The organism is Vibrio sp. 2132-1, from assembly GCF_033344315.1.
Genome location: NZ_JAWPON010000009.1, coordinates 20,091 through 44,395, shown reverse-complemented (window position 1 = coordinate 44,395; position 24,305 = coordinate 20,091). Strand labels below are relative to the sequence as shown.

The window sequence follows — 24,305 nt, the reverse complement described above, 5'->3', positions numbered from 1 at the left end:
GTTTACATTCTGAAGACGCCAAACTCGCTATCAGGAATGGGGGCATTTAATGCTGCCGTTAACGCTTGACTCAACACCTGACGCGTTTTTTTAGGGTCAATAATTCCGTCATCCCATAGCCGAGCACTCGCAAAATAGGGATGTCCTTGTGTTTCATACAAGTCTATGATCGATTCTCTAAAAATGTGCTCTTCTTGCTCTGACCACGCTTCCCCCTGACGTTCCTTCGCGTCTTTTCGAACTTGTGTTAAAACGCCTGCTGCTTGTTCTCCGCCCATCACAGAAATACGCGCGTTCGGCCACATCCACATCATGGTTGGATCATACGCTCGGCCGCACATGCCGTAATTACCAGCGCCGTACGATCCACCGATGATCACGGTAAACTTCGGCACGTCAGCACAAGCGACGGCCATCACTAGCTTGGCGCCATGTTTTGCGATGCCTTCTTCTTCAACCTTTTTTCCGACCATAAAGCCGGTAATGTTTTGGAGAAAGAGAAGCGGTGTTTTCCGTTTGGCGCACAGCTCAATAAAGTGCGCGCCTTTTTGTGCCGATTCAGAAAACAAGATACCGTTGTTTGCCACAATACCAATCAAGTGTCCTTGAATACGAGCGAAGCCACACACTAGCGTTCTGCCATACAAGGCTTTGAATTCGTCGAAATCAGAATCATCGACGATGCGGGCAATAATTTCTCGAACGTCGAATGACAGTCGTAAGTTGGCATTCACGATTCCGTAGATTTCTTCTGCGTCGTAGCGGGGAGGAAGTACGGTGTTTTCTGGCTTAACAGGTCTTGTTCTATTGGCATTGGCAATGGCTTCTCTCGCAAGCATTAGGGCATGTTCATCATTTTCAGCGTAATAATCTGCGACACCAGATTTTCGACAATGCACGTCTGCACCGCCGAGCTCTTCACCCGTCACGACTTCGCCAGTGGCCGCTTTCACCAAAGGTGGCCCCGCCAAAAAAATGGTGCCTTGCTCTTTAACCATAATGGACACATCCGCCATGGCAGGAACGTACGCGCCTCCAGCAGTGCAAAGCCCCATCACAACAGCAACTTGGGGGATGCCTTTCGCCGACATTCTCGCTTGGTTAAAGAAAATGCGACCAAAGTGTTCTTTGTCGGGGAAGACGTCGGACTGATGAGGGAGATTTGCGCCACCGGAGTCCACCAAGTACACGCAGGGGAGTTGGCAACGTTGGGCAATCTCTTGCGCTCTAAGGTGTTTTTTTACCGTGAGTGGGTAGTAGGTTCCGCCTTTTACCGAAGCATCGTTGGCGATGACCATGCATTGAATCCCCTCTATGATACCAATGCCGGCGATAACGCCAGCGCAGGGGATCGCTTCGTCATACACTTGCCAGGCGGCAAACTGGCTGATTTCAAGAAAGTCAGTGTTGTCATCAAGCAAGCGCGCGATGCGTTCTCGGGCGGGGAGTTTTCCTTTTTGCCTCTGGTGCTGAATGGCTTTTTCACCGCCGCCCTGTTTGATGGTCTCGATGTGTTGATTAAGTTGAGTGACCAACGTTTCCATCGCAGCTTTATTGGAAAGAAATAACTCGTCAGTTGGCTTAGTTTTACTTTTGATAATGGCCATAATGACTTCCTTGTCGTATGTTCCGTTAGCGAGATTCTTCGAACAGCTCTCGGCCTATTAACATGCGGCGAATCTCAGAGGTACCCGCGCCGATTTCATAAAGCTTTGCATCACGTAGCAAACGACCAGCAGGGTATTCATTGATGTAGCCATTCCCACCGAGCAACTGGATTGCATCGAGTGCCATTTGTGTGGCGAGTTCTGCACTGTACAAAATCGCGCCAGCGGCGTCTTTGCGTGTAGCGTTACCTCGATCACAAGCCGCTGCGACGGTATATACATACGCTTTTGCTGCACTCATTCGAGAGTACATATCGGCGATCTTGCCCTGAACTAACTGAAACTCGCCAATGGGTTTTCCAAACTGCTCTCGTTCATGTACGTACGGGACCACAATGTCCATGCAAGCTTGCATTATCCCGAGTGGTCCGGCAGCGAGGACGACGCGCTCGTAATCCAGCCCACTCATTAACACCTCGACGCCTTGATTCAACTCGCCAAGAATATTCTCTTTTGGCACTACGCAATGGTTAAATACAAGTTCGCAAGTATTCGAGCCTCTCATGCCTAGCTTGTCCAGCTTTTGAGCATGAGTGAAACCTGCGAAGTTACGTTCAATAATGAATGCGGTAATGCCACGTGAACCTGCGCTGACATCTGTTTTAGCGTAAAGCACCACTACGTCAGCATCGGGCCCGTTTGTTATCCACATTTTGTTGCCATTCAGTACAAAATGGTCGCCCTTGTTCTCCGCTTTCAGTTGCATGCTTATCACGTCTGAACCGGCATTGGGCTCACTCACCGCTAGGGCGCCAACGTGCGTACCATCAATGAGTTTTGGAAGGTATTTTTCGCGTTGAGAAGGCGTGCCGTTACGAAAGATTTGGTTGACGCACAGGTTAGAATGAGCTCCGTAGCTTAAAGCGACAGACGCAGAGGCACGGCTGATTTCTTCCATGGCAACAACATGAGCGAGGTATCCCATGCCTGCACCACCAAGCTCTTCATCGACGGTCACACCAAGCAACCCCATTTCTCCCAACAAAGGCCATAAATGATTCGGGAACTGGTTATCGCGGTCTATCTCAGCGGCGATGGGCGCAATATGTTCCGTAGCAAAGGCATTAACGTGTTCTCGGAGCATATCGATGGTATCACCAAGTCCGAAATTGAGTGGGGTATAAGTGCTTTTCATAACGTCTCCCGGTATCAGAGGTAAGGTGGAAAAGCCTGTAGCGGTGTTGCTAATTGAGTATAGCGTTTATGTCTGCTTGCTTTTGAGTGTTTGAATACAACGCTCCTTAGCGGCATTCAACTCTGCCATAACGACGCTGATGTCGTTGAGTTGTTGCTGTAGGACGGCTTGTTTCTCTTCAATGATATTGAGCATTTTCAATAACTGTCCTTCGGTTTGTTGCATGTCGTAGAGCTCGAAAAGTTCACGAATTTCTGCCAACGAAAAACCGAGTCGTTTCCCTCTTAAAATCAGTTTGAGGCGAATTCTATCCCTGCGTTGATAAACGCGCATATTGCCTTTTCGCTCTGGTTCAATCAGACCCACGTCTTCATAAAACCGGATACTGCGAGTAGTAATATCAAACTCCTTGGCGAGGTCACTGATCTTGTATTTTTCCATAACATACTTACCTCGAATAAAAATCCAGTTTCTGGAAATCGAACCTTAAATGGGAAGGCCGAACATCAACTTTGAAATATAAACGTCTGCTTGGTGTGTTTTTTCATCTCATTGTAAAGGCTAGTGCTATGCTTACGTAAACGTCAAGAAATCGCGGAATGAAAGTTTGTTAGTGAAAAAGGCGATAAAGGCTGGTGTGGCGCTTGGTGAGTAATTCTATGTAGGGTGTCATCAGTCTGCCAAGTGTTCACATATACCTTAAGGGAATGCGAATCATGGGAAAAGACATCTGGATTGTCAGCGCGAAAAGAACGCCAATTGGGCGCTTTCAAGGCAAGTTGCAAACTTACTCTGCTCCTCAATTAGGCGCACTGGCGATCAAGGCGGCAATGCACGAAGTGAATGTGACTTCGGTGGATGAAGTGTTCATGGGATGTGTGCTTCCAGCAGGGTGTGGACAAGCTCCTGCTAGGCAAGCATCTATGGGGGCAGATCTTCCTTTGGGCGTAGGGTGCACCACCATTAACAAAGTGTGTGGCTCTGGCATGAAGAGCGTCATGTTAGCGCACGATCTCATTAAAGCTGGAACGATTCGCTCTGCCATTGCTGGTGGTATGGAAAGTATGACCAATGCGCCGTATTTGCTGAGGGAGGCGAGAAAGGGAATGCGTATGGGGCACCAGTCTACGTATGACCACATGTTTCTCGATGGGCTACAAGATGCTTACGAAGGGCACTTAATGGGTGTTTATGCTCAGCAAGTCGCTGACAGGCTTAAGTTCACCAGAGAGCAAATGGATGAATGGGCCGTGATGTCGGCAAAACGTGCGTTGGAAGCTCAAGAGCGAGGCTTGTTTGCCGATGAACTTTCGCCGGTTTCACTCAATACCAAGTCAGAACAAGCGGTGCTGGACTACGATGAGCACCCACGCTCGATTGACCTTGGTAAAATTCCTCAACTCAAACCTGCATTCGATGAAAAAGGTACGGTGACCGCTGCTAATTCGAGTGCCATTTCAGATGGCGCGGCGGCTCTTGTGCTTATGGATGAAGACACTGCGCGTCATCAGGGGCTTAAACCACTTGCGATCATCAAGGCGCACTCTACACATGCCAGAAAACCTGCAGAATTTACTTTGGCACCCGTCTACGCAATTGAGCAACTGCTGTTCCAGCTAGATTGGTCAATTTATGAAGTGGACCTGTGGGAAATCAATGAAGCCTTTGCCGTTGTGACACAAATAGCGGTGGCGGAACTTGGGCTTGATACGAGCAAAGTAAATATTAAAGGTGGAGCCTGTGCACTTGGGCATCCGATAGGGGCTAGTGGCGCACGAATTCTGGTGACATTGATTCACAGTTTGCGTCAGCTACAAGCGCTAGGCACCAATGGTGATCTCGAAGCCAAAAAAGTGATGCGGGGTGTTGCGTCACTTTGTATCGGTGGTGGAGAAGCCACGGCGATAGGCATTGAAATACCGCTTTAATTGAAATCAGAAAGGAGTAAATGATGACTCGTTTGGTTCCCTTGTTTATTGGTGGCGAGTTTCGTGAATCTCAAACATCGGATTGGGTTGAGGTAACCAATCCTGCCACTAATGATGTCATTGCGTACGTTCCATGTTCCACAGAGCACGAGATGGAAGCTGCCATTGATAATGCGAAAGAGACATTCCAATCCTGGAAGGAAGTGGCAGTATCCGAGCGTGCCAGAGTCATGCTTCGTTATCAGCACTTGCTCAAAGAGCATCATGATGAGCTTGCCACACTGCTTTCTCATGAAACGGGTAAGATTTTAGCGGATGCTAAAGGCGATGTGTGGCGTGGTATCGAGGTGGTTGAGCAGGCGGCAAACATTGCTAGCAACATGATGGGCGAAACCGTCGAAAACGTTGCCACGGATATTGATAGTTACTCAATGATTCAGCCCCTAGGTGTTTGTTGCGGCATTACGCCATTTAACTTTCCTGCCATGATTCCGTTGTGGATGTTCCCAATCGCTATCGCTGCGGGCAATACATTTGTGCTTAAACCCTCCGAACAAGTGCCATTGACCTCTATTCGTTTAGCTGAATTATTTGAGCAAGCTGGCGCGCCGAAAGGAGTGTTGCAGATCGTTCATGGCCGCAAAGAGCAAGTCGACTTTCTTCTGGCTCATCCTGATATTCGAGCGGTGTCATTTGTTGGCTCGGTTCCCGTTGCCCGTTATATCTACACCACAGGGACTAAACATTTTAAACGGGTTCAAGCTTTTGCTGGTGCAAAGAATCACATGGTGATCATGCCTGATGCAAACAAAGATCAAGTGGTGAATAACCTAATCGGAGCCTCCGTAGGGGCTGCGGGGCAGCGTTGTATGGCAATTTCTGTTGCGGTATTTGTCGGCGATTCAAAACAATGGATTACAGACCTCAAACAGGCAATGGCGAAAGTACACCCAGGGCCTTGGGACGATGAGCAAGCTGCTTATGGCCCACTGATCAGTGAGCAAGCTAAACAACGCGTATTGGACCTAATTGAAGATGGCAAACAACAAGGCGCAGTGTGTGAACTCGATGGCAGTCAGTGTGAAGTGGAAGGCTTTCCCGATGGAAACTGGATTGGCCCAACCTTGTTTAGCGGTGTAACAGCGAACATGTCGATTTACACGCAAGAGATATTTGGCCCTGTCTTAGTTTGTATGGAAGTCGAAACGTTGCAAGAAGCTATTGAGTTAGTGAATCGCAACCCTTACGGCAACGGAACTTCTATATTTACCGCTAATGGCGCTGCTGCGAGAAAATATCAGCATGACATTCAAGTCGGTCAGGTTGGGATCAATGTGCCTATTCCAGTTCCTTTACCATTTTTCTCCTTTACTGGTTGGAGAGGCAGTTTCTATGGTGATTTACATGCGTATGGTAAACAAGCGGTACGTTTTTATACCGAGACTAAAACGGTGACGGCACGTTGGTTTGATGACGATATTCCGACGGGGCCCAATCTGACCATCCAACTGCGCTGAGTGAATAAAAGGAGCTTTTATGGACTTTGAACTTAATGAAGATCAACGTGCATTTGCCGATACCGCTCAACAATTTGCCGATGAGCGTTTAGCACCGATGGCGGCGGAATGGGATGAAAAGCAGATCTTCCCCAAGGACGTATTGAGAGAGGCGGGGGAACTGGGGTTTCTCAGTCTCTACACACCAGAAGAACATGGCGGCTTAGGGTTAAGCCGTTTGGATGCGTCAATTATCTTTGAACAACTCTCAATGGGCTGTACGTCGACGACCGCTTTCATGACTATCCACAATATGGTGAGTTGGATGATAGCCAGTTTTGCTACCGATGAAGCCAAAACGCAGTTCTGTCCGAAATTAGTTACGGGGGAGTGGTTAGGCTCCTATTGCTTAACCGAACCCAACGCAGGATCAGACGCCGCTGCACTGACCACTTCCGCTACAAAAAAGGGAGATAAGTATGTCATCAACGGCGGCAAAACCTTTATCTCTGGCGCGGGAGAGACAGATGTTTTGGTCGTGATGGCGAGAACCGGAGAAGCGGGTGCCAAAGGCGTGTCTGCATTTGTTGTTCCTGCTCACGCAGATGGTATCAGCTATGGGCGCAAAGAACCCAAAATGGGTTGGAACAGCCAACCAACACGAGCGGTTACTTTTGAAAATGTCGTTATTCCAGCTAGCCATTTACTGGGCGAAGAAGGGCAAGGTTTTGTCTTTGCGATGAAAGGGCTTGATGGAGGGCGTATAAATATTGCGACCTGTTCCGTCGGTACGGCTCAACAGGCCCTTAATCAGGCGGCACGGTACATTCAAGAACGTAAGCAGTTCGGCAAGTCGCTTGCGCAGTTTCAAGCCTTACAATTCAAATTAGCAGACATGGCGACAGATCTAGTGGCTGCTCGGCAGTTAGTGCGCTATGCCGCCAGTAAACTCGACCGAAATGACCCCGGTGCCACGGCTTATTGCGCAATGGCAAAACGGTTCGCAACCGATGTGGGCTTTCAGGTTTGCGACCAAGCGCTGCAGCTTTATGGCGGCTATGGCTACATCAAAGAGTATCCAATGGAGCGTCATTTCAGAGATGTGCGTGTGCATCAAATTCTGGAGGGGACAAACGAAATCATGCGCTTGATCATCGCGCGCCGTTTGCTCTCTGAGGAATCGGCCTTGCTGTAGCGAAGTATTGGATTTGCTCATTGAGAAAGGATTCAGATATGCCATTAACACAAGAAGCCATTCAACATACGATCACTAATCACGTTGCGGTGGTGACGATGAACAACCCGCCAGCCAATACGTGGACAGCAGAGAGCCTCAAGGTACTGAAGTCGCTGATACTCACACTTAACAATGATAAGCAGGTCTACGCACTGGTTTTAACCGGCAGTGGAGAAAAGTTTTTCTCTGCTGGTGCGGATCTCAAGCTATTTTCTGATGGTGACAAAGCGGTTGCGTTAGACATGGCGCGATGCTTTGGTGAAGCCTTTGAAACGCTCTCGGAATTCCGTGGTGTTTCCATTGCCGCCATTAATGGTTACGCCATGGGCGGAGGGTTAGAAGTGGCATTAGCTTGTGACATTCGAGTCGTTGAAGAGCAAGCGGTACTTGCTTTACCAGAAGCCAAAGTCGGACTTTTGCCCTGTGCTGGTGGTACCCAAAACCTCACAGCGTTAGTGGGGGAAGGCTGGGCAAAGCGCATCATTTTATGTGGAGAGCAAGTCAGCGCTGACAAAGCAAAAGAACTAGGCCTAGTTGAGGAGTTGGTTCCCAAAGGCGAAGCTTTAAGTAAAGCGCTAGAGCTTGCTGAATCTGTTGCGAACCAGTCGCCATCTTCTGTCGCCGCATGTAAGGCGCTCATTCAAAATATGCGCTCTGCGCCACTTAAGCACGGCTTCATGAAAGAGCGAGAGTTGTTTTTGAATCTTTTTGATACGGAAGATCAAGTTGAGGGTGTTCGCGCCTTTTTAGAAAAACGCCCACCGCAATGGAAAAACCGATAGGAGGCCACATGGCAGGGATGGTAACCATCAGTGAAATAGAGTGCTTAGATGGCGTGCACCGCATTGGTATCGCAACGTTAGACAACACCGCTTCATTGAATGCATTGACGTATGACATGTTAGTCCAACTTAACGATCAGCTTATCAAGTGGCAAGACGATCCGCATGTGACTTGTGTGGTACTCACTGGCGCTGGAGAAAAAGCATTCTGTGCTGGTGGCGATGTTCGAGCTATGTATCACGTCATGCATAACGAGAGTAAAGAAAAAATCGTAGAGTTCTGTACGGACTATTTCTCGTTGGAGTATGAGTGTGACTATCTCATTCACACTTACAACAAGCCTATTATCGGTTGGGGAGAAGGTATTGTAATGGGTGGTGGGATGGGGCTTTTTATGGGAACCAGCCATAAAGTTGTGACAACAACATCACGCCTTGCTATGCCAGAAATCAATATTGGACTGTATCCTGATGTGGGAGGTACGTGGTTTTTAAGCCAGATAGATCCGCAAGTGGGTTTATTCCTCGGATTGACAGGTTCCATGGTGAACTCAAGTGACGCTGTCACTATTGGTTTGGCCGATTGGTTACTGTTGGAAGAGCAGTATCCCACCTTACTGGATGAGCTAAAGCGGCTCCAGTGGGGGAAAGAAGATGCGAAAGAGTTGGTAACTGCGCTACTACAATTAATGGAAGAACAGGTTATTGATAGCAAACCAACCACGCAAATTTGTCCATACTTAGATCAGATAGAGGAAGCGTGCAAAGGCTTTGATCTTAATACGATAGCACAGCGAATCATGGCTATCGACGGGAACAGTCAGTGGATAGAAAACGCGAAACAAACGTTCGCATCGGGCAGTCCGATCACCGCGCATATTTGCTTTAGACAAGTGAAAGAGTACCACAGCTTACCGCTTGCAGATTGCTTCCGTTTAGAGTTGAGTTTGTCGGTTCGCAGTGCCTTATTAGGTGAGTTTAAAGAGGGCGTCCGTTCTCGGCTCATTGACCGGGATGGCGAGCCGAGCTGGATATTTAACAGTGTCAGTGAAGTCGATGAAGATGTTATCGATACTTTGTTTACCTCTCTTTGGTCAGATAACGAGCATCCGCTTGCTAATTTGGGTGAACAAACACTAGGTCAATAAGGAGAATGATCATGAGTACCATCGCATTTATCGGTTTAGGAAGAATGGGGCATCCTATGGCGCAAAACTTACTCGCGTCTGGATTTAACGTGCAAGTATTCGATGTCGATAGCGAAGCCGCAAAGCAACTAGTACCTTTTGGTGCGGTGGTGGCGAGCTCTATCGAAGAGGTAGTAGATGGTGCTAGCACAGTCATCACGATGCTACCAGCAGGGTCTTACGTTCGTTCCGTGTATCTTGGTGACTTACACGGTGGCGTAGGTGTCCTCAATCTTGTCTCGCCAAGTACCTTGATGATTGATTGTTCAACCATTGATCCGGACTCCGCGCGATTAGTCGCCAATGAAGCGGCAAATAAACGCGTGTTGTTTGTCGACGCACCCGTTTCGGGGGGCGTTGCTGGCGCTAAAGCGGCGACATTAACCTTTATTGTTGGTGGTTCGGATCAAGCGTTTTCTAAAGCCAATGCGATTTTGCAGTATATGGGAAAAAATGTTTTCCATGCTGGCAAAGCAGGCGATGGTCAAATGGCGAAAATCTGTAACAACCTCATGCTCGGCATTTTAATGTCTGGTACGTGCGAGGCATTAAACCTAGGTATCGATCATGGACTCGATCCAAAAGTGCTATCAAACATCATGCTGCAAAGCTCTGGCCGAAATTGGGCATTGGAGCTTTACAATCCTTGCCCAGGCGTGATGGACAGTGCGCCAGCCAGTCACGATTACCAACCGGGCTTTATGAGCAAACTCATGCTAAAAGATCTCGGCTTGGGGTTAGATGCGGCGTTACAAACACATTCTTCGGTTCCGATGGGGTCGTTAGCGCGCAACTTATATTCTTTCCACAACGCGAGCGGCCACGGCGAGCTCGATTTCTCAAGCTTATTTGAGTTATACAAGAGTAAGAAAGGCTAGACTGAGTTTTGTGACAAACCAGCCCGAGATGGTGACCTAAAACGCGCATCATTTCGGCCAACTTAGACTGGTTGAGATAGAGAACATTACGAGCTATGGAGTGCACCAATATGGACATAAAAAGTAGTGTTATTGCCATTACAGGAGCAGGGCAGGGGCTTGGGCAAATGATGGCCATTACCCTTGCTCAAGCTGGCGCTGATTTAGCGTTATTGGATGTAAACGCCAGTGGCTTAATGGAAACACAAGAGCAGTGTCGAATGCTGAGTGCGAAAGCGTTGACATATCAAGTGGATGTCACCAACGAAATCGATGTTGAAACCACGTTTGAAGCGATTATCCAAGATTTTGGTCAACTCAATGGGTTAGTCAATAACGCTGGCGTGTTAAGAGATGGGTTACTTGTAAAAGCAAAAGATGGCGTGATCAGTAAGATGTCTTTGGATCAATTCAATTTGGTCATGAACGTTAACGTGACAGGAACATTTTTGTGTGGGCGTGAAGCTGCCGTCAAGATGATTGAGAGTGGCTCCCAAGGCGTTATCATCAATATTTCTAGTGTTGCGAGAGCAGGGAATATCGGACAAACCAATTATTCTGCATCTAAAGCGGCGGTCGCGACCATGGCGACAACATGGGCCCGTGAGCTCGCAAGATACGGTATTCGCGCGGCGGCGGTTGCACCAGGTGTAGTACACACCGCGATGGCAGAGCAAATGAAACCCGAAGCCATAGAGCGATTAGAAAAGATGATCCCAGTTGGCAGGATGGGCGAAACAAGCGAAATCGCGCATGCAGTAAAATACATTATTGAGAGTGATTACTTTACTGGCAGGGTTTTAGAAGTGGATGGAGGCATTCGTATGTAAAGCCCCAGGGTTAGGCCCCACAGACCGGAATGACAAGCTTCTTTCCCTTTCAACATTTTCTATGTTGTGGAGTGCTAATTCTGCGCAACCCAAATGTATTTACAACTTATGTTTGGATTTACCTTGAGAATGATTTCTCACAATCCAATAAAGAGATGTAAATACCACTCAAATATTAAGTGAAATCATTAATTTGATGTTGATCACACTTTTGTTTTTTTAGTTTCCGCTTCTCATTAAGGCTATCTGCGTAAATGAAGTTGATAGTCAGTCTCATCAATTTTAAGTTTCAACTATTTGTTTTTAAATAATTAATTGTTGAAGCACGAGAAATTCGTGTTGAGGTTAATATTCGATTTAAAGTGTGTAACTTCCATTAATGGAAGGTTAGTTTCCAGTTGTGGCTAATGAGCTTTAACTTTTTACTCCTCATAATGCGCCAAATGTAACATAGTGTTTCAAAGTGTAACAATAAACTCACACTAAGAGTGTGGTTTTGATCTCCACTCAATTCCGTTTTGTTTCGCTCTGAGCCCGACGTTACTCATGCTCAACACATAAACATTCTAATGACTATAACAACTGGTTCTTGGCTTGATACCAATCGTATCGTAGTAAATAACGGTTCATTCTAGCTGGTTAAATGCTTGATGACGAAGTTGAAAAATTGTAAGTAGAATAACTACTTATCGAAGTTTTTTCTTGTTCTCATACATTACCTCTGCGCTATTTGTGAGCTCTTATTTACTTTGATTGGCATCTGCTTTGAAACCAGACAACCATCGAGAAAGTTAATGGAAGCCTCAAGATATAAACGCATCTTGTCGAGGGGAAGTTTGGCGTCCGTCATACTTATGCTCTCAGGATGTAATTCAGCTTTACTTGACCCCAAAGGTGCCATTGGTGTGCAAGAAAAAGAGTTAATTATTACTGCTCTTTTGCTGATGTTGATCGTTGTAATCCCTGTGATTTTAATGACGATTTACTTCGCTTACCGATACCGCGCCTCTAACACTGAAGAAGAGTACGCACCCGAGTGGTCACACTCGACCAAAATCGAAGTGGTGGTATGGACAATTCCAATCATCATCATTGCGATTCTTGCGACGATCACATGGCGTTCGACTCATGAACTAGAGCCATCCAAACCTTTGGAAAGTGATGTTAAACCAATGACCATCGAAGTGGTGTCACTCGATTGGAAATGGTTGTTCATCTATCCAGAAGAAAACATTGCGACGGTGAACTATGTGGCGTTCCCGAAAGACGTGCCAGTGCAGTTCAAACTGACTTCGGACAACATCATGAACGCGTTTTTCATCCCTCGCTTAGGTACACAGATCTACGCGATGCCAGGCATGGTAACCAAGCTCAACCTCATAGCGAACCACGAAGGTGACTACAAGGGTTTTGCATCGAACTACAGCGGCGAAGGCTTTTCGCAAATGAAGTTCACAGCTTCAGCAATGTCTGATCGTGCTGCGTTCCTAAATTGGGTGCAGAAAGTGAAGGCGAGCCCTGATCGTATTGAAGATTGGGAGCAATACAGCTCACTGGCAGCGCCAAGTATCGCAGAGCCAGTCACTTTGTTCTCTAGCGTTCCTCCGTTCTTGTTCACCGACGTTGTGACTCAGCATCCTGGTTCAATGAACTGTTTGCCTGAAAACCAAGGATAATCGTAATGTTTGGAAGATTAACTCTTGATTCAGTTCCATTCCACGAACCTATTATTGTCATCACCCTAGCGGTTGTGGCGCTGGTTGGTTTAGCCGTAGTTTACGCGGTGACCAAAGCCGGAAAGTGGCAATATTTGTGGAATGAATGGTTTACTTCAGTAGACCATAAAAAACTTGGCTTCATGTACATCGCAGTAGCGATGGTGATGCTTGTTCGTGGTTTTGCTGACGCAGTCATGATGCGTAGTCAGCAACTCCTTTCTTCTGCGGGTGAAGCAGGTTACTTGCCACCGCATCACTACGATCAAATTTTTACTGCCCATGGCGTGATCATGATCTTTTTCGTAGCGATGCCATTGGTTATTGGTCTGATGAACATCATCGTGCCATTACAGATTGGTGCGCGTGACGTAGCTTTCCCGTATCTGAATAACTTGAGCTTCTGGCTGTTTGTTGTTGGTGTCATCCTAACAAACATGTCTCTCGGCTTAGGTGAATTTGGTCGCACCGGTTGGTTGGCGTATCCGCCGCTTTCAGGTATTGAGGCTAGCCCAGGAGTCGGGGTCGACTATTGGATTTGGGCGCTGCAGATATCAGGTGTTGGTACGACGTTAACAGGCGTGAACTTCTTCGCGACCATTTTGCGTATGCGTACACCGTCTATGCCAATGATGAAGATGCCAGTTTTCACTTGGGCGTCTCTGTGTGCAAACATTTTGATCATCATTTCATTCCCAATCCTAACGGTGACTATCGCTCTGCTAACGCTGGATAGATACCTAGGCATGCACTTCTTTACCAATGATCTTGGCGGCAACGTAATGATGTACGTCAACCTTATTTGGGCTTGGGGTCACCCAGAAGTGTACATCTTGATCTTGCCAATTTTTGGTGTGTTCTCAGAAGTCACCGCAACCTTCTCACGTAAAAAGTTGTTCGGTTACACATCGCTAGTTTGGGCTACCGTAGTTATCACGATTCTTGCCTTTGTCGTTTGGCTACACCACTTCTTTACGATGGGGTCTGGCGCGAACGTAAATGCCTTCTTCGGTATTGCCACGATGATCATTTCTATCCCAACAGGGGTGAAGATCTTCAACTGGCTATTCACCATGTACAAAGGCCGCATCCGCTTTACGACGCCAATGATGTGGACGGTGGGCTTCCTGATCACCTTTACTGTTGGTGGTATGACGGGCGTACTAATGGCTGTTCCGGGTGCAGATTTCGTTCTGCATAACTCAGTATTCCTAATTGCTCACTTCCACAACGTTATCATCGGTGGTGTGGTGTTTGGATGTTTCGCTGCGATCACTTACTGGTTCCCGAAAGCGACCGGTTTCACCATGAATGAAACTTGGGGCAAACGCGCGTTCTATCTTTGGATTATTGGTTTCTTAATGGCGTTCTTACCGCTTTACGCGCTGGGCTTCATGGGGATGACTCGTCGTTTAAGCCAAGACATCAACCCAGAATACTTCCCACTGTTGTCGATTGCCGCAGCAGGTACGGTTGTGATTGCGCTGGGCGTATTGTCTCAGTTCATCCAAATTTACGTGAGTATCCGTGACCGCGAGCAAAACCGTGATCTAACTGGTGACCCGTGGGGTGGACGTACTCTTGAGTGGGCAACATCGTCTCCACCGCCGTTCTACAACTTTGCGCACCTACCAAAAGGTGATGTGCTGGATGCCTTCTGGTACCAGAAACAAAGTGGCGAGTTCGATCCAACTAAAGAAGTGGAATACGAACGTATTCATATGCCAAAAAACACGGCAACAGGCATCTACGTGTCGGCTTGGTCGCTCCTATTTGGCTTCGGCATGATTTGGTACATCTGGTGGCTAGCGGCGGCAAGTTTGGTCGGTATTATCGTGACGTGTATTCAGCACAGCTACAACGATGACGTGGATTACTACGTGGAAGTTGAAGAGATCAAAGCAATTGAGGCCGAACGTCGAGCTCAGCTTGAAGAAGCGAAGAAAAACTCAGTGAAAGACAGCGAAAGTAAAGATGATCTGGAGGTGACGTATGCAAACTAATATCGCAGCACATCACGACCATGATCACCACCATGACACGAATGGCAACAAGCTATTTGGCTTCTGGGTTTACCTGATGAGTGACTGTGTACTGTTTGCGACCTTGTTCGCGACTTACGCTGTGCTGTCGAGCAATTCAATTGCGGGCCCAACAGGTAAAGACATTTTCGAACTCCCATTCGTTTTTGTCGAAACCATGCTGCTGCTGTTTAGCAGTATCACATTTGGTTTTGGCATTATCGCGATGAAGCGCAACAACGTTGCTGGTCTCAAACGTTGGATGTTAGTCACGTTCGCGCTTGGTCTTGGCTTTATCTGTATGGAGGTCTATGAGTTCCATCACCTGATTGAAGAAGGCTATGGGCCACAAACAAGTGCATTCCTATCGGCATTCTTTACGTTGGTTGGTACGCACGGCCTGCACGTAACCTTTGGTCTGATTTGGTTAGCGGTAGCGTATCATCAACTGTCGACGAAAGGTCTGAACGACAATATGGCAATGCGCTTTAACTGCTTAAGCCTATTCTGGCACTTTCTAGATATCGTTTGGATTTGTGTCTTTACCATCGTTTACTTACTGGGGGTAATGTAATGGATCAACATGTAGAAACCAGTTCGTCAGATTACGTGAAAGGCTTTATTGCCTCACTGATTCTGACGGTAATTCCGTTCTACTTTGTTTGGACGAAATCATTACCAGATACAACGACCTATGCGATTCTATTTGGATGTGCATTAGTGCAGATATTTGTTCACTTTAAATACTTCTTGCACATGGAAACAAAAACATCCGACGGACGTTGGAACCTTGTATCACTGATGTTTACCGTCATTGTTGTACTTATCCTTATCGCTGGCTCGGTATGGATCATCTACAACATGAACGTCAACATGAAGTTGTAGGTCAAGGTATGCTGAAAAGTTATTTGTCTATCACTAAACCGGGCATTATTTTCGGCAACCTGATTTCTGTTGCGGCGGGGTTCTTCCTCGCCGCAAAAACAGAACCAGCCAGTCTAATGTTGTTCGTTACGACGTTAGTTGGTGTTGGGTTAGTCATCGCTTCAGGTTGTGTGGTGAATAATATTTTCGATCGTGATATCGACCAAAAGATGGCACGTACACGAAATCGTGAAACAGTGAAAGGCAACATCAATATCGATATTGCGTTTGTTTATGCACTTGCTTTATTGCTGGTAGGAACCGCACTGTTATTTATCCGAGTGAATCCACTATCCGCTGTCGTCGTGTTGCTTGGCTACGTGTATTACGTGTTCTTTTACACGATGTGGTACAAACGTAACTCGGTGTATGGAACCTTAGTGGGAAGTATCTCAGGCGCAGTTCCGCCATTGGTGGGTTACTTGGCGGTAACAAACTTCATTAGCTTGGAAGCGATTTTACTCTTTACCATGTTCTGTCTCTGGCAAATGCCGCACTCGTATGCCATTGCCATGTTCCGCATGCAAGACTACCGAGAAGCCGGGATTCCCGTATTGCCAGTTAAAGAAGGCATTCATAAAGCGCATCGACACATGAAAGCGTATGTCGTGGCTTTTGGAGCAGTATCGTTGGGGTTATTTTTACTAGGTGAAGCCGGGTATGAATACTTAGCGGTTGCAGCGGTTGTTTGCTTTATGTGGACGAAAGTGACCTTTCGCAGCATTGATGACAACAACTACATCGCTTGGTCAAAGTCGGTGTTTAAAGTCTCACTGCTAGTGGTGATGGGGATCAGTGGTGTGCTTGGTGTCGAGTTGATTCCTCTAGCTCTGTAACAACCAAACCTAAGCGTTTGCTAAACGCCAATATCTTTTGCTGCTGAATGCATGAATGGCCTTACCTGGAAGTAAGGTCATTTAACTTTCTATTGTCCTTTATTTTCACTGTTTTTCCTGTTCCTCCTCTAGCTTCACTATCACGTATTCATATCTAAAAGCAAAAACAACCAGTGTGTAAAACATAGTGGATCGCGCGTTTCCGCTGACGCGTAATAATGCCAAGAGATAGCGACGATTAAGCCAAAAAGTATAAACAGCGCAATAACTCTACTTACCATATGAGAATTCAATATCGATAGTTTGTAATGTAAACATTGGGGGGAGTGCTAGTTCCCATGGCAGCATACAAACTAACAATGTGAATGTTTAAGTTGAATCACCAGCTAGCGAAATACAAAAGTTTTACGACTGAAAGTGGGTGAGGAAGCATCTTAACTCCAGTGAAATGAACACGATTAAGAATCATCCTTTTACATAATCTAAAAACTCACTAAACCTTAACCCAGATTAAAGTTTTGTCGTCTCCGAGGCATTAAGGTGCGCCTGTAGTTTGCAGGTCTCAAGGATTCAGAGAAGGAACAGCCATACATCGTGTATCGCTGTTCCTTTTTCGTTCTTGTTTACTTGCGAAAAGATAAAACATAAAGACAACTTTAAGAGGACTGGTTTTGAGCATTTTGTTTTCCGAAGCCCGCATTGGCAACATGACCCTAAAGAACCGTTTTGTGAGAAGCGCAACGTGGGAGAACATGGCGACCGAAGATGGTCACATGACGGCAAAGCTTTACGATATTTACGAAACGCTTGCGAAAGGGGAGGTTGGGCTTATTGTCACGGGTTATGCCAATATCGTTGAAGAAGAGAAACCCAACGCAGGTATGATGGGGATCTACAACGACTCTTTTATTGAAGAATACAAAAAGCTAACAGAGCTAGTACATCAACAAGATTCTAAAATCGTGATGCAAATTGCTTACGGTGGCACCAAAACCACCCATAACGTCGGTGAGCGTGTCATCTTCGCTCCGAGTGACGTGCCTGAGCGTGGTACAAATACGCAAGGCAAAGCGATGACAAAGGACGAAATCGACTACATCGTAAAGGCATTCGCATTGGCGAGTAAACGTGCTCAAGACGCTGGTTTTGACGGCGTAGAGATTCATGCGGCGCACACTTATTTAATTAACCAGTTTTTAAGCCCGTACTATAATCGTCGCGAAGACGAATATGGTGGTGACTTAGAAAATCGCATGCGCTTTCTTTTAGAAATTTACTCTGAAACCAGAAAGCTGGTTGGAAGCGAATTTCCGATCCTCGTTAAACTGACGGCAACAGAGTTCTTTGACGGCGGTTTAACGTTCGATGAAACTCGCGTCGTCTGTAAGAAACTTGAAGAAGTAGGCGTTGATGCGATCATCGTATCTGGCAATGTTCACGGCAAAGCAAACGAACTTGTTGGTCAAACGTTCGATGGTTACAGACTACAAGAAGAAGGTTACTTTCACGAATATGGTCACGTGATCAGTCAGGACGTTAGCATACCGGTGATTACTGTCGGCGGGCTGAGCGACATTGATGCGATTGAGAAAATTGCAGAAAACACAGATATCCAATTTTTTGCTGTGTCACGCCCTTTATTGGCTGAGCCGCAGTTGATCAAACGTTGGAAAGAAGGCAATCGCGCACCATTAGATTGCGAACGTTGCTCAAAGTGTCGTACCAAGCGTGGTAACTTTTGCGTGGTGTATAAGAACCGAAATCGTCGCAAAAAATAGAACGAAGCGAATACACAAATACAAATTAGCCTCCACTCTGAATATGGAGGCTTTTAATTATCCGCATGTTAATCGAACCATTATCTATCTTCTTTTTGATAGTTTAAATAATGCACACAAAGATCGTGAAATGCTTTAGCTTGAGGCGAGATCGTGCGATCGGTTAACGTAAATATACCAATTTGCCTTTCAAGTGGTGGATCGATAAGCGGAATCCAAACCAAGCGTGTTTCATTGGTTGGGAAAGCAAGCTTCGGTAGGGTCGTGACACCAATCCCAAGTTCTAAGACAGAAAACAGCGAAGTAATATTTTCGACCGAATAGAGCGCTTGCTGACTCAGAGCTCTGGCTGGGGTTGGATCGAGAAGCGTACAGGTGCCGTTACGAATAAAAGGTTGTTCGAGCAAAGTTTGCCACTCGATTCCCTCTGTTTGATTGGCAATCGGGTTATCTTTTAAACACACCACGCCAATGGGGTCGGACAACAGCGGTGTAAAGTCAATGCCGCCCTCATCGAGGTGAGAGGGGTTACCGAGCGCCAAGTCGACTTCACCGGAGAGTAAGCGAGCCTCGACGCCCGCCGCGTTATCATCGATCAAGCTTACTTCTACATTTGGATACTGCTCGCAAAAGGCTCCCAATACGCTAGGGATGAGCTTCGCTGCAACAGAAGGAACGCTCGCAATTCGCACTCTCCCTTGCTGTCCGGCCGCGGCTGCTTTGAGATCGTTGTCTAGTGCACTGTAGATATTGAGAAACTGAACCACTTTGGGAAGACAAATTTCACCAAACGGGGTCAATTTGGTTTTGTTTCCGGGTTCAAACAGCGTTTGCCCTAGAATTTTTTCAAGCTCTTTTATCGATGTGGACAGTGCCGCCTGAGAACGATTTGCACGATGTGAAGCGGCTCGAAAGCCTCCTTCCTCGACTACCATCACAAAATGCATTAATTGTTGAAGCTTAATACTCATCCCTAATGCCTCCTAATCCCTTTATTTACGTTATTTTAAACAGGATGATAAGTTTAATTTATCAAATGTCAAAAATTTACCGTTAGATTTATCGCCTGTCAATGTGCATCATTTAACCATATTGAAACAAAGCTGTTACAAAGGTTGAAAGGCACGTGAATACTCCTACCAAAAAACACCCAGTTAAAACCAGTCTATTTGCTTCTAAAGCGCCGCTTGAATGGGCGATAGTCAACAACGGAACCCTGTATACGGCTCAAATTCCTATTGATGACACAGGCGCGGTTGTGGAAGGCGGTATCGAAGCACAAACACGTCAAACCTTTAACAATCTCATTCACACCCTGGAGTGTGCAGGGGAGTCTTTGGACTCGGTGTTGCAGGTCCTGATTTACGTGACCGACAGAGAATACTTAAAGACCGTTAACCAAGTGTACGCGGAATATTTTGAAGCGCCGTACCCAAATCGCGCCGCCATGGTGGTTGCAGGGTTAGCGCGAGAAGAGATGTTGGTGGAGTTTGTTGTCTACGCGTCGGCAAGCCAACCAGAATAAATCCAACGAGAATAATTAGAGATCAGTGAGTGAGTGGCTTGCCATCACAAATCGGAAGAACAAGGAAAGAACCATGACTTTTATTAACAATGTTCAAGCAGAAAAATCCCTCTATATAGCAGGTGAATGGCAATCGGGCATGGACACCATCGCCAATATTAACCCTTCTGATATCAGCGAAAACATTGGCGATTTCGCACAAGCGAGTGTGTCGCAAGTAGAGCAAGCGATTCAAGCGGCTAAATCAGCGCAGCCAGAGTGGGAAAAAACACCAATCGAGCGCAAACAAGCAGTGCTGCAAGCGATTGGTGATGAGCTCATTGCACGATGTGACGAATTGGGAACCTTGCTTTCGCGTGAAGAAGGTAAGCCATTTGCTGAAGGTCGAGGTGAGATTTACCGTGCTGGCCAATTCTTCCAATACTTTGCTGCTGAGGTACTGCGTCAAATTGGCGATAACGCTGCTTCCGTCCGTCCAGGTGTCTCCGTTGAAGTTACTCGCGAAGCCGTCGGCGTTATCGCCATTATCTCTCCTTGGAACTTCCCAACAGCAACAGCGGCTTGGAAAATCGCGCCAGCACTTGCGTTTGGCAACAGCGTCGTCTGGAAGCCTGCCAACCTAACCCCAGCAAGTGCCGTCGCGCTGACAGAGATTATCCATCGCCAAGGTTTACCTGCCGGCACGTTTAACCTCGTTTTGGGTAGCGGTTCGCAAGTCGGTAATACCCTTATCAATTCGAAGGAAGTGAACGGCGTGAGCTTCACTGGTTCTGTGGACACTGGCCGTAAAGTTGCAGCGGCAACCGCACCAAATTTTGTGCGTTGTCAGCTAGAGATGGGTAGCAAAAATGCGCTCGTAGTGGCAGATGATGCAGATATTCAGATTGCTGTCGAAGCGACAATCGCAGGCTCATTCTCGGGTGCAGGTCAAAAGTGCACCGCGTCTTCTCGTCTTGTGGTTATGGACGGAATTCACGACGCGTATGTTGAAGCGCTAATCAAACGCATGAGCGAACTTAAAGTGGGTCACGCACTGGAAGAGGGCGTGTTCATGGGCCCTGTGGTTGATGGTAACCAGCTGAATGCGAACTTTGAGTGGATCGAAAACGCACGCCAAGCAGGCGCGGAGTTGGCTTTCGGTGGTGAGCGTCTGAGCCTAGAGCATGACGGTTACTACATGTCACCAACTCTGTTTTTAAATACACAGAATGGCTGGGAAGTGAACCAAGAAGAAGTCTTTGCGCCAATGGCGAGCGTGATTCGCGTTTCTGATCTGGATGAGGCAATTGCAGTCGCGAACGATACGCGCTTTGGCCTGACAGGCGGCATTATCACGCAAAGCTTGCGTAATAGCGCGATCTTCAAACAGCAAGTCCAAACGGGCTGCGTCATGGTTAACTTGCCAACTGCGGGTACAGATTATCACGTTCCATTTGGTGGTCGTAAAGAATCTAGCTTTGGTCCTCGTGAGCAAGGTCAGTACGCCAAAGAGTTCTACACCGTAGTGAAAACCGCTTATCAGCGTCCTTACTAAGATCGGCAGGGTAACTGATGGTGTCAGTTGCCCGCACGAAAAGGCTAAGAAATTGTTTAAGGAGTGGTTATGTACCAACAACGGATTGTGATTGACGGATTGCAGTACTGCAATTGGGATCGAGAGTATTTCCAAACGCTTAAGGCGAGTGGCATTACCGCCGTTCATGCCACCATCGTCTACCACGAAACTGCGCGCGAAACCTTAACGCGTTTTGCTGAGTGGAACTTGCGCTTCGAGCAAAATGCGGACCTCATCATGCCTATTTATTCAATGGCAGATGTAGAAAAAGCCAAAGCAGAAGGCAAAGTCGGCATCTTCTTCGGCGCGCAAAATTGCTCACCAATCGATGATGAAATTGGTCTGATTGAAGTGATGCGCCGCCAAGGTCTGCTGATCATGCAACTGACCTACAACAACCAAAGCTTACTGGCGACAGGTTGTTACGAACAAAACGATTCCGGCGTAACTCGCTTTGGTAAGCAAGCTATTGAAGAGATGAACCGAGTCGGGATGATCATTGATATGTCCCACAGTGCGGAGCGTTCTACGTTGGAAGCCATCGATCTTTCTTCGCGTCCAATTTGTATCAGCCATGCTAACCCGACGTTTGCGCATGACGCACTGCGCAACAAATCCAACACCGTGATCAAAGCACTGACGGAGCGCGGTGGTTTGATTGGATTCAGTTTATATCCATTCCATTTGCCAAATGGCAGCCAGTGCACGCTGGATGATTTCTGCCAGATGGTAGCGAAAACCGCAGACATGTTTGGCGTCGACCATTTAGGCATCGGTAGTGATCTGTGCTTAAACCAACCGCAACAAGTATTGGAATGGATGCGCAACGGGCGTTGGTCAAAAGCGATGGATTACGGCGAAGGTTCAGCAAGTAACTCGGGATGGCCAGATGCGCTGCCATGGTTCTGCGGCAGCGCAGGGATGGAGAACATCTACAACGGATTAATGGGTCACGGATTCAGTGAATCTGAGGCTGGAAAAATATTGGGTGAAAACTGGTTCAACTTCCTTAAAGAAGGATTAGAGCCTTTTTCATAGCATTCCCCAAAGTAGGAACCGCCTGCCCACATAATAACAATACGGCAGGCGTAAAACTCACATTTGTAGCCAGTCTTTGGCTGCTGCAAAGAACCTCTGGAGCCAGAGTATGTCTGATTTAACCAATAGCATGAAAGCTTCCACGATGAGCGTGTCATCGGGCAAGTCGAAAGCAAAACACAACACATCAACAACAGAAAACACGACGGACAAATTAGGACTGAATAACCCGGCCTTTTGGTATAGCGGTGGTTTCATCGCGTTGTTCGTTGCTATTGCACTTTATGACGGCGAGCTGTTATCTACGATCGTTAACGCTGGCTTTGGCTGGGCAGTTCAGGTATTTGGTCCATACTGGCAGTTACTGCTGCTTCTCACTTTTCTTATTGGTCTTGGCTTGGCTGCAGGGCGAACAGGCAAGGTGATGTTGGGCGGGATTGCAAAACCAGAAATGGACTCTTTCCGCTGGATGGCGATTATTTTCTGTACCTTATTGGCTGGTGGTGGTGTTTTCTGGGCCGCGGCTGAGCCTATCGCACACTATGTTAGCCCACCCCCTTTGTACGGCGCGCAAGATAACCCGCAGCAAGGTGCGGTGAATGCGTTGTCACAATCCTTTATGCACTGGGGCTTTCTAGCTTGGGCGATTGTAGGTAGCTTAACTTCCATCGTGGTGATGCACCTACATTACGACAAAGGTTTACCACTAAAACCACGTATTTTGCTTTACCCAGTCTTGGGCGAACGAGCACTTAAAGGCCAACTCGGTGCATTGATTGACGCGTGCTGCATTATCGCGGTAGCCGCGGGCACCATCGGGCCCATTGGGTTTCTAGGCTTGCAGGTTAGCTACGCGTTAAATGCGCTGTTTGATATTCCTGATGGCTTTACCACTCAGCTTATCATCATCTTGTTTGCGATTGCGCTTTACACCTTGTCAGCACTCAGTGGATTAAGCCGAGGCATGCAACTGCTTAGTCGTTACAACGTGATTCTGGCAATGGCATTGATGGTTTACATCCTGTTTTTTGGCCCTACGAATTTTATCTTTAACGGATACATTCAAGGTGTAGGGAGCATGCTGGATAACTTTATCCCAATGGCGACCTACCGTGGTGATGAAGGTTGGCTAAGCTGGTGGACAGTATTTTTCTGGGGCTGGTTCCTTGGTTATGGTCCGATGATGGCAATTTTTATTGCGCGTATTTCCCGTGGTCGAACTATCCGACAAGTCATTTCCACCATCAGTATTGTGGCTCCGTTAACCACCTGTTTTTGGTTCACGATTGTGGGCGGCTCAGGTCTTGCGTTTGAAATTGCTGAACCGGGTAGCGTGAGTGCGGCGTTCGAAGGCTTTAACCTGCCAGGTGCTTTGCTTGCGGTGACTCAGCAACTACCAATGCCAATGCTGACTTCAATTCTATTTCTGATTTTAACCACGATCTTCATCGTCACGACGGGCGACTCAATGACCTACACAATCAGTGTCGTGATCAGTGGTGAAACGGAGCCGAATGCGATCATCCGTACCTTTTGGGGCGTAATGATGGGTGTGACGGCACTAATCCTGATTTCTCTTGGCTCTGGTGGCATCTCTGCACTGCAATCTTTCATTGTGATTACCGCGGTTCCGGTTTCGTTGATTCTGTTACCGTCACTTTGGAATGCGCCGCAAATCGCAATCAAAATGGCGAAAGAGCAAGGGCTATAACAATTATCTAATTCAAACAACGT

21 protein-coding genes are annotated in these 24,305 nt (G+C 47.0%); 17 read left to right on the top strand and 4 right to left on the bottom strand.

Features of this window, described 5'->3' with window-relative positions; all coding sequences use genetic code 11:
* Window positions 1–2: 2 nt before the first annotated feature.
* The 3 genes from R8N47_RS11730 to R8N47_RS11720 form a co-directional block, all read right to left on the bottom strand.
* Window positions 3–1,607 carry a carboxyl transferase domain-containing protein gene (locus R8N47_RS11730; protein WP_064354631.1) on the bottom strand — a complete coding sequence of 535 codons (1,605 nt, stop codon included), beginning with the start codon at window positions 1,605–1,607 and terminating at the stop codon, window positions 3–5.
* Between the two features lie 25 nt (window positions 1,608–1,632).
* Window positions 1,633–2,802 carry an isovaleryl-CoA dehydrogenase gene (locus tag R8N47_RS11725; RefSeq protein WP_064354632.1) on the bottom strand — a complete coding sequence of 390 codons (1,170 nt, stop codon included), beginning with the start codon at window positions 2,800–2,802 and terminating at the stop codon, window positions 1,633–1,635.
* 66 nt (window positions 2,803–2,868) lie between these two features.
* Entirely contained in the window at window positions 2,869–3,243 is a 375-nt protein-coding gene (locus R8N47_RS11720; protein ID WP_017821195.1) for a MerR family transcriptional regulator, read from the bottom strand.
* Window positions 3,244–3,518: 275 nt separating this feature from the next.
* Between R8N47_RS11720 and R8N47_RS11715 the strand changes: the two genes are divergently transcribed.
* From R8N47_RS11715 to R8N47_RS11655, 13 genes are all read left to right on the top strand, one after another.
* Window positions 3,519–4,730 carry an acetyl-CoA C-acyltransferase gene (locus tag R8N47_RS11715; RefSeq protein ID WP_017821196.1) on the top strand — a complete coding sequence of 404 codons (1,212 nt, stop codon included), beginning with the start codon at window positions 3,519–3,521 and terminating at the stop codon, window positions 4,728–4,730.
* A gap of 23 nt (window positions 4,731–4,753) precedes the next feature.
* Window positions 4,754–6,247, top strand: a complete 1,494-nt coding sequence (locus R8N47_RS11710; protein ID WP_064354633.1) for a CoA-acylating methylmalonate-semialdehyde dehydrogenase — start codon at window positions 4,754–4,756, stop codon at window positions 6,245–6,247.
* 19 nt (window positions 6,248–6,266) lie between these two features.
* The gene (locus R8N47_RS11705; RefSeq protein ID WP_064354634.1) at window positions 6,267–7,421 is read left to right on the top strand and encodes an acyl-CoA dehydrogenase family protein; all 1,155 of its coding nucleotides are present in this window, start codon (window positions 6,267–6,269) and stop codon (window positions 7,419–7,421) included.
* 38 nt (window positions 7,422–7,459) lie between these two features.
* Window positions 7,460–8,245, top strand: coding sequence for an enoyl-CoA hydratase (locus R8N47_RS11700; protein ID WP_064354635.1), 786 nt, complete (start codon window positions 7,460–7,462; stop codon window positions 8,243–8,245).
* Between the two features lie 8 nt (window positions 8,246–8,253).
* Entirely contained in the window at window positions 8,254–9,393 is a 1,140-nt protein-coding gene (locus R8N47_RS11695) for an enoyl-CoA hydratase/isomerase family protein (RefSeq protein WP_064354636.1), read from the top strand.
* An 11-nt stretch (window positions 9,394–9,404) separates the two neighbouring features.
* Window positions 9,405–10,310, top strand: a complete 906-nt coding sequence (mmsB, locus tag R8N47_RS11690; RefSeq protein WP_318070236.1) for a 3-hydroxyisobutyrate dehydrogenase — start codon at window positions 9,405–9,407, stop codon at window positions 10,308–10,310.
* A gap of 110 nt (window positions 10,311–10,420) precedes the next feature.
* Window positions 10,421–11,179 (top strand): SDR family oxidoreductase, encoded by a 759-nt coding sequence (locus R8N47_RS11685; RefSeq protein WP_005375778.1) that lies wholly within the window; start codon window positions 10,421–10,423, stop codon window positions 11,177–11,179.
* 794 nt (window positions 11,180–11,973) lie between these two features.
* Complete coding sequence (gene cyoA, locus R8N47_RS11680) at window positions 11,974–12,855, top strand: ubiquinol oxidase subunit II (protein WP_005388604.1); 882 nt, start codon at window positions 11,974–11,976, stop codon at window positions 12,853–12,855.
* Between the two features lie 5 nt (window positions 12,856–12,860).
* Window positions 12,861–14,897 carry a cytochrome o ubiquinol oxidase subunit I gene (cyoB, locus tag R8N47_RS11675; RefSeq protein ID WP_005375781.1) on the top strand — a complete coding sequence of 679 codons (2,037 nt, stop codon included), beginning with the start codon at window positions 12,861–12,863 and terminating at the stop codon, window positions 14,895–14,897.
* Complete coding sequence (gene cyoC, locus R8N47_RS11670; protein ID WP_005375782.1) at window positions 14,887–15,489, top strand: cytochrome o ubiquinol oxidase subunit III; 603 nt, start codon at window positions 14,887–14,889, stop codon at window positions 15,487–15,489. Before cyoB ends, cyoC begins: the two co-directional genes overlap by 11 nt.
* Window positions 15,489–15,800 (top strand): cytochrome o ubiquinol oxidase subunit IV, encoded by a 312-nt coding sequence (gene cyoD, locus R8N47_RS11665; RefSeq protein WP_017634258.1) that lies wholly within the window; start codon window positions 15,489–15,491, stop codon window positions 15,798–15,800. Before cyoC ends, cyoD begins: the two co-directional genes overlap by 1 nt.
* Entirely contained in the window at window positions 15,761–16,675 is a 915-nt protein-coding gene (cyoE, locus tag R8N47_RS11660) for a heme o synthase (RefSeq protein ID WP_017634257.1), read from the top strand. The genes cyoD and cyoE overlap by 40 nt, the downstream gene beginning before the upstream one ends.
* A 671-nt stretch (window positions 16,676–17,346) precedes the next feature.
* On the top strand, window positions 17,347–18,453 hold the full coding sequence (locus R8N47_RS11655) for an NADH:flavin oxidoreductase (RefSeq protein WP_042521082.1): 1,107 nt from the start codon (window positions 17,347–17,349) through the stop codon (window positions 18,451–18,453).
* A gap of 80 nt (window positions 18,454–18,533) precedes the next feature.
* Here R8N47_RS11655 and R8N47_RS11650 read toward each other — a convergent pair whose 3' ends face one another.
* Complete coding sequence (locus R8N47_RS11650; RefSeq protein WP_042521081.1) at window positions 18,534–19,424, bottom strand: LysR family transcriptional regulator; 891 nt, start codon at window positions 19,422–19,424, stop codon at window positions 18,534–18,536.
* A 155-nt stretch (window positions 19,425–19,579) separates the two neighbouring features.
* On the opposite strand from R8N47_RS11650, the gene R8N47_RS11645 reads away from it, so the two are divergent.
* The 4 genes from R8N47_RS11645 (at window position 19,580) to R8N47_RS11630 (ending at window position 24,282) form a co-directional block, all read left to right on the top strand.
* Complete coding sequence (locus R8N47_RS11645) at window positions 19,580–19,978, top strand: RidA family protein (RefSeq protein ID WP_005375789.1); 399 nt, start codon at window positions 19,580–19,582, stop codon at window positions 19,976–19,978.
* 73 nt (window positions 19,979–20,051) lie between these two features.
* A complete protein-coding gene (locus R8N47_RS11640) occupies window positions 20,052–21,512 on the top strand; it encodes an aldehyde dehydrogenase family protein (protein WP_064354637.1) in 1,461 nt (486 codons plus the stop codon).
* A gap of 69 nt (window positions 21,513–21,581) precedes the next feature.
* On the top strand, window positions 21,582–22,571 hold the full coding sequence (locus R8N47_RS11635) for a membrane dipeptidase (RefSeq protein WP_017634252.1): 990 nt from the start codon (window positions 21,582–21,584) through the stop codon (window positions 22,569–22,571).
* Between the two features lie 109 nt (window positions 22,572–22,680).
* Window positions 22,681–24,282, top strand: a complete 1,602-nt coding sequence (locus R8N47_RS11630) for a BCCT family transporter (RefSeq protein ID WP_005388593.1) — start codon at window positions 22,681–22,683, stop codon at window positions 24,280–24,282.
* The last annotated feature ends 23 nt before the right edge of the window (window positions 24,283–24,305 follow it).